The organism is Streptomyces sp. URMC 124, from assembly GCF_051386455.1.
GTDB lineage: Bacteria > Actinomycetota > Actinomycetes > Streptomycetales > Streptomycetaceae > Streptomyces.
Map to the genome: position 1 here is coordinate 22008 of NZ_JBPQTS010000095.1, position 6170 is coordinate 28177.

Consider the following 6170-nt stretch of genomic DNA (forward strand, 5'->3'; position numbering starts at 1 on the left):
GCCGATGCCGGTCGCTCCGGGAGAGTAGGGGCCATGACAACCGACGCCATGACCACCGGCGAGATCCTCCGCTACTCGGCCTTCACCTCCGACCCCTCCGGCGGCAACCCCGCCGGCATCGTCCTCGACGCCACGCGCCTCGACGCGCAGCAGATGCTCGCGATCGCCGCCGAGGTCGGCTACTCCGAGACCGCCTTCGTCACCGAACGGGACGAGGCCGCGCGGCGCTACCGGCTCCGCTACTTCAGCCCCCTGGCCGAAGTCCCGTTCTGCGGTCACGCCACCGTGGCGACGGCCGCGACCCTCGCCGACCGTACGGGTACGGGCGAGCTGGTCTTCGACACGCCGGTCGGGGAGATCCGGGTCGCGACGGACATCGACGAGGCGGGGATCAGCCGGGCCACGCTCACCAGCGCTCCGACGCACTCCCGCCCGGCAGCGGACGACGAAGTGGACGAGACCCTCGCCCTCCTCGGCTGGACCCGGGAGGACCTGGACCCGGCGTTCCCGCCCCACGTCGCCTTCGGCGGGGCCGAACACCTCGTCCTCGCCGCAGGCTCCCGCGCCCGACTGGCCGCCCTCGACTACGACTTCGACGGGCTCGCGACGGTAATGCGTGCCCGCGGTTGGACCACGGTGATGCTGGTGTGGCGGGAGAGCGAGCGGGTGTTCCACGCGCGCAACCCGTTCCCGGTGGGAGGCATTGTGGAGGACCCGGCCACGGGGGCCGCGGCGGCCGCCTTCGGGGGCTACCTGCGGGCCGTCGGCGCCGTCCGCGAACCCGCCACCGTACAGATCCGGCAGGGCGAGGACATGGGGCGCCCGAGCGAGCTGCTGATCGCCGTCGACCCGGCCGATGCGCGGACGCGGGTGACCGGCCGCGCAGTTCCGATCACCGGGTGAGCGGCCGCGCACGGACGACCGCTCGCAGAGCAGCTACATGTCCGACCACCACCGGATCTCTCACCTCCGTGGCCTTGCGCCCGGACGTACCGCCGCGACGTGCCTCAGCGCACGCACGGCACACACCGACGTGCGACTGTCCACGTGGCAGTGGGTCGCGGCACTCCCCGCACTCCCCGCACTCCGCGAGCGACGCTGCCGATGCCGATGCCGGTGCTGGTGTGGCAGCGTCCTGACCCACGCGGGGAAGGGCAGGGGGCAGCTTGCGCACCAGACGGTCAGCCAGGAGCGCACGTGGCGAATACACGCGGGACGGGAGTTCCTCGGCGAGCAGCGAGCAGACGACCCGCTCGGGGAGTCCGCGTTCCAGCCACGGGGCGGCGAGCGGTGCCAGCGCGAGCACGTCCGCCGTACCGAGCAAGAGCTTGGGCTCCGTCGCCCCGATCCGGGCCAGCAGCGCCGCGGCGCGTCCTACGTCACCACCCGCGGGTGTCGGCTCCCCCGCTCGCCCGGCAGGCGGGTCGACGGGCCCGGGGGTGGGAGGTACTTCACCAGGGTTCTTCTTCCCCCGGGGGAACGTTCCCGTCTTCCCGGCACTCGCCTCGCCGGTTCCCGCCCGGACGGGAAGCGGCGCCCCTGGCGGTTGCGGGCTGTCGAAGACGTACGTCTCCGTACGGACCTGGCCGGTCTCCTCATCGCGCACCGTGCGGCGCACGTAGTAGCCGAGCTCGATCAGCTCCTCGACCGCCTTGGCGACGCCGCGGCGGCCCAGCCCGGGGTTCTTGTCGGCGAGGGTGCGGACGTCCTCCCGGGCTCCGTCCGGCAGGGATAACAGGAAGGCGAGGATGCCCCGGGCGGTGAAGCTGAGCCTCCGGTCCCGTAGGACCTCGTTGCCCAGCACGGTGAAGGCGCGCTTGCGCACGCTAAGGTGGATGCGCATCGAAGACTTGACCTCTTCGGTGTCGGGCCCCGGGGTGTTGGTAGCACCGCCGGGGTCACCTGCGTATGGGGGTTGTGAGCGGCGAGCGTAACTCGCCCCTTCGCCCAACCGCCAGCGTTGGCCAGGAGATTGGCCGGCCCTCCGCCAAGGGCGCCTCGCAGCGGACCGGCAGCCCGACGACGAACGTCACCTGCGGCGGCGGAAGATCCGCTTCGCGGCATAAACGATCGCCACCATGAGGAGGATGAAGAAGAGAACGATGAGGAGCACGAAGACCAGCAGGAACTTGCCCAGCTTGGCGAAGAAGCCCTTCTTCTTTTTCTTCTCTTTGCCCTCCTCCTTCGCGGCCAGCGCCACCATCGAGGTTGAGGCGACCGCAACCTGAGCGCGCCCGGCCACGGTGGACGGCTCGCCGTCCGCCGACGCCGTGATCGCGGCCGGGCTGCTTGCACCAGGGGCGGCCACGGCCGGGGAGGCCGCCACAGCCGTTCCGGCCACTGCCATGGCAGTGATCGCGAAGGCGGCTACGAATCGTGTGATGCGGTGAATCGTTCCGTCAACAAGATCTCACTGAATGGCGGGGAATCACCATTCCCGTCCCGGGTGAGGAGCGTTGCCTGGACCCTGCAGGTAGGTGCGGCGGCATCTTCCACGAGATCCCCGACGGATGGAACAGCGGCGGCTCGTGGAAGAACAACCAGTCGACCGGCCTCGTGTCATCGCTCTACGGGGAGCATCGTCAGTGGCTGCCCAACACCCCGCCTGCCCCGACGAGCATTGTCAACGGAACTGGCGCCCGGTGTGGTTCGTCCATGCATGCTGACGCCCGCCCTGATTCGCGCAGCCGGACTACTGGATCGCCCGACCGGCCGCGATGTCCGCGGCAGCGAGCTGCCGACCGACCAGGAGCATCACACGCCCGGTCTCCACGTCGTAGCCGAGTATCGGCCGCTCGTACATGCCCTCGGGTGTCATCACCACAGGCTTGCCGAGGTGGCTGCCGATCGTGTGCAGGAAGTCGCAGAGCAGGTCGATCCGTTGCTGGCCTTGGAGCTCGCGCAGGTCGACGTCGAAGTCGATCTCGTCGTCCGACAGGAAACGGAAGATCGCCTCCATGTCCGGGGCCGGCCGGACCCGCAGCTGGGGGCATTCGGCGTCGGGCGATCGTGACAGCACCTGCTCGGCGCTCGGCAGCGACATGACGTCGCCGCCCTCGGAGTACTCGCTCCACCAGCCCTGAGAGGGGATCAATTCAAGGAATGCCTGCCAGTCGTCGACGTTCGTTCCCCTGACGAAGACGTCGGGCAGGCATCCCTCCGTTTCCGGGTCGAAGTAGTCCTTCACGTCGTCCCACAACACATCCGGCATCGCAGCATTCTCACCCGTCCCGGGCGCGGGGGGATGCAGCCCCCGTGACCGATGCCCCGCCCCTTGCCCCGCCCCCTCCCCTGCTGGGAATCTGAAAGACGTCACATCGGGCCTTTCGGGAAATGAAGGTGCCATCGTGAAGACTCTGGAACATATCGTTTCCCGGTACGACCCGAAGTTCGACGTGGCCAACGCCCGGCTCGGTCTCGGGCTCGGGCGGGACGGGCAGATCTACCTGGCCGATCCCGGGCAGAATCCGGGAGACGGCCGCGCGTTGCGCGTCGCCGTCGACGGATCAAAGCCCAAGGCCGGGGAGGTCGGGTACGCGGTGCTCGCCATCACGGCGAACGCCGCGGGGGTGATCGCGACCGCGGAGGCGCACCTCCACCCCCGGGTGGCCTTCTGGGACGCCGATTTCAACCTGCTCGGCCACATCGACGAGTTCACCGACAACGACACGGTGGGCTTCGCCGCGCCCTCGGCGATCGAGGCGGGCGGCGTGTCCGGCGACTTCTATGCCGTCGACCAGTACGCGCTGCGGGTGCTCCGGCTCAACCGGAGCGGCGTGGTGGCGGCCTTCGATCTCGGCCGGCTCGGTGTCACGACGCGTTTCGGCACGGTGGGCCTGCGAGTGGCGGAGGATCGTTCCCGGCTCTACACCCTGTGGCCGGGCCCGTCCGGGGTCGTGTGGGCGTCGGAGTTCGGCGGACGGCCGCTGTGGAGCGTCCCGGCCGGCCCCGCGGGAACCGATCGCCGTGGACTCTTCGACCTGGACGGCGACGGCCGCCTCCACGTCCTCAGCGGCGCACGCGAAGTGAAGATCTACGGCCTGGACGGGCACCAGACCGGTTCCGTCACCCTGGCCCTGCCCGACAGCCGCCCCGTGACGGAGCTGCGCCTGCGTGACGGACAGTACGTCGTGAAGCGGTCCGACCCGACGACGCTGTTCGAGATGTACGACCAGCGCACGGGCCAGCCACTCCGCCCACCGGTGCCCGCCGATGTCGAGAGGCTGGTGGTGAGCTATCCGGACGAGGTGTGGGAGGCCGGGCGGCCGGTGCCGCTGACGATCCGCCACGAACGGGGCAGGTGGCGGGGCGCACCGCGGTTCCGGGTGTGGTGGCGTCCGCTGGGCGTGCCGGAGTTCACCGGGCTTCCGCTCTCCGGCGGATCGGTCACGCCGCCCGCCGACGCGCGCGGCCTGTACCACCTACGGGTCTCGCCCGACGTCGCCGGACGCTACAGCGAGTACGTCGTGGACGGCGTGATCGAGGTCCGTGTGCCCCGGTCGAAGGGGAGCCTGTCGATCCTCAGCGGCCTGCCGATGACCCGGCCGGACGTCCAGCCGTTGAACCGCTTCTCCTACGGCCGGGGCGAACCCGTCCACGTCACGGTCATCGCGCGTGCGCCCGACGGCGTACCGCTGCCCACGGCCGTACGCCTCACGGTGCTGCGCGAAGGCGAGCAGGTCGGCGAACCCCAGAACGTGACACTGGACCAGGGAAAGGGATGCTTCGAGTTCGACGCGACGGTCACCGCGTCCTGGGAGCCCGGCCGTTACGTACTGGACGCCGACACCACCGCCGGCACCGACACCGCCGCCGGCACCGACACCGACACCAGCACCAGCACCAGCACCGACGCCACCGACCTGTCGGGATTCACCGTCGCGCCGCACCACCTGGAGATCGGCCCTGGGTTCGCCGACGAACTCGCCAGTGAACCCGCCGATGAACCCACCGACGAACCCGACTTCCACCTCACGCAACACGGTGACATCTACGCCTTCTCCTACCCGGCCGACCCCCGCCGCCCTGTCATCGACCAAAGCATCGCCGACTTGCCACGATTCGCCGACGTGCCCGACACGACAGCCGCGCACCTGGCCCGTGCCCGCAAACTCGGGCTCAACCTCTTCGTCGACCGGCTCGGCGGCACCGACTGGCCCGCCCGCTTCGTCCCGCACCCCGCCGACCCGGACACGGTCACGCGACTGACCGCGGACCGGGCGGCGGTCGCACCCCAGAAGGCCGTGTTCGAGGACCCGACCCGGCGGGCCATCGCCGGATACGGCGCGCACGGCATGCGGCAGCAGGCCATCCTGATCACCAACGACGCGAACGTCCCGCTGCTCGGCCCGACCAACAACTTCGAGTCCCGCGACCTGGAAAGGCTGGCGACCGATCTCCAGGGGGCCACGCTCCTCCTCCTGCCCTACGCGGGGTTCCGCGGCTGGAGCTGGGCCGCGAACTGGTGGCTGGCCAAGCTGGGTGCGCAGGCCGCGCAGCCCGGCAGCGAACAGGACACGTACACGGCGGCGCTGGCGGCCGCGCATGCCACGGGCGCCTGGTCACCGGTGTTCGAGGCCGTCTCCGACCGGGCCTTCGCCCTCAAGCCCGCCGCCGACGACCGCCTCCGCACCGCGCTGCGCCAGGTCTTCGCCACCGGCATCGGCGCGATGACCGCGCCCTACCGCGCGTACTGGGGACCGCCGCAGATCATCCTCGCCGGCGCCGACGAGATCGACCTGCACTACCAGGCCGAGCAGATCCAGCCGCCCCAGGTCACCGGCCACATGGTCGACTTCTACCGCAGGCCGGGCAAGCCCGTGTGGGGCCACCCGGAGCTGTGGAACGACGACGGCACCGGCGGCATGCTCCTGCCCGCCCTGATGCAGCAGGCCATGCGGGGAGCGAACGGCACCGGTATGACCACCGACGTAGGTGCCCTGCATGACGCGGGGCACTCCACCGACGAACGCAACGGCGGTCCCGGCACCGAACTCGGCGACCCGCGCTGCGGAGGCGCCGGGAGGACCTCGGTCCTGCGCGCCGCGTTCGACATGATCAGCCGGCTCGGACCGGCGACCGCTGCCGCAGCCGCAGCCACAGCCACAGCCACAGCCACAGCCACAGCCACAGCCACAGCCACAGCCACAGCCACAGCCACAGCCACAGCC

5 protein-coding genes are annotated in these 6170 nt (G+C 70.7%); 2 read left to right on the plus strand and 3 right to left on the minus strand.

Annotated elements, in window-relative coordinates; translation table 11 throughout:
- Positions 1 to 33 precede the first annotated feature (33 nt).
- The gene (locus tag ACSNOG_RS20175) at positions 34 to 903 is read left to right on the plus strand and encodes a PhzF family phenazine biosynthesis isomerase (RefSeq protein WP_436754069.1); all 870 of its coding nucleotides are present in this window, start codon (positions 34 to 36) and stop codon (positions 901 to 903) included.
- On the opposite strand, the gene ACSNOG_RS20180 is transcribed toward ACSNOG_RS20175, so the two are convergent.
- The 3 genes from ACSNOG_RS20180 to ACSNOG_RS20190 form a co-directional block, all read right to left on the minus strand.
- Positions 893 to 1843, minus strand: a complete 951-nt coding sequence (locus ACSNOG_RS20180) for a helix-turn-helix domain-containing protein (protein ID WP_436754070.1) — start codon at positions 1841 to 1843, stop codon at positions 893 to 895. The two genes, ACSNOG_RS20175 and ACSNOG_RS20180, sit on opposite strands and share 11 nt — an antisense overlap.
- Positions 1844 to 2029: 186 nt before the next feature.
- The gene (locus ACSNOG_RS20185; protein ID WP_436754071.1) at positions 2030 to 2347 is read right to left on the minus strand and encodes a hypothetical protein; all 318 of its coding nucleotides are present in this window, start codon (positions 2345 to 2347) and stop codon (positions 2030 to 2032) included.
- Between the two features lie 345 nt (positions 2348 to 2692).
- Entirely contained in the window at positions 2693 to 3211 is a 519-nt protein-coding gene (locus tag ACSNOG_RS20190; RefSeq protein WP_436754072.1) for a hypothetical protein, read from the minus strand.
- Positions 3212 to 3347: 136 nt separating this feature from the next.
- Here ACSNOG_RS20190 and ACSNOG_RS20195 point away from each other — a divergent pair.
- The coding region (locus tag ACSNOG_RS20195) for a hypothetical protein (RefSeq protein WP_436754073.1) at positions 3348 to 6170 on the plus strand (2823 nt) is incomplete at its 3' end.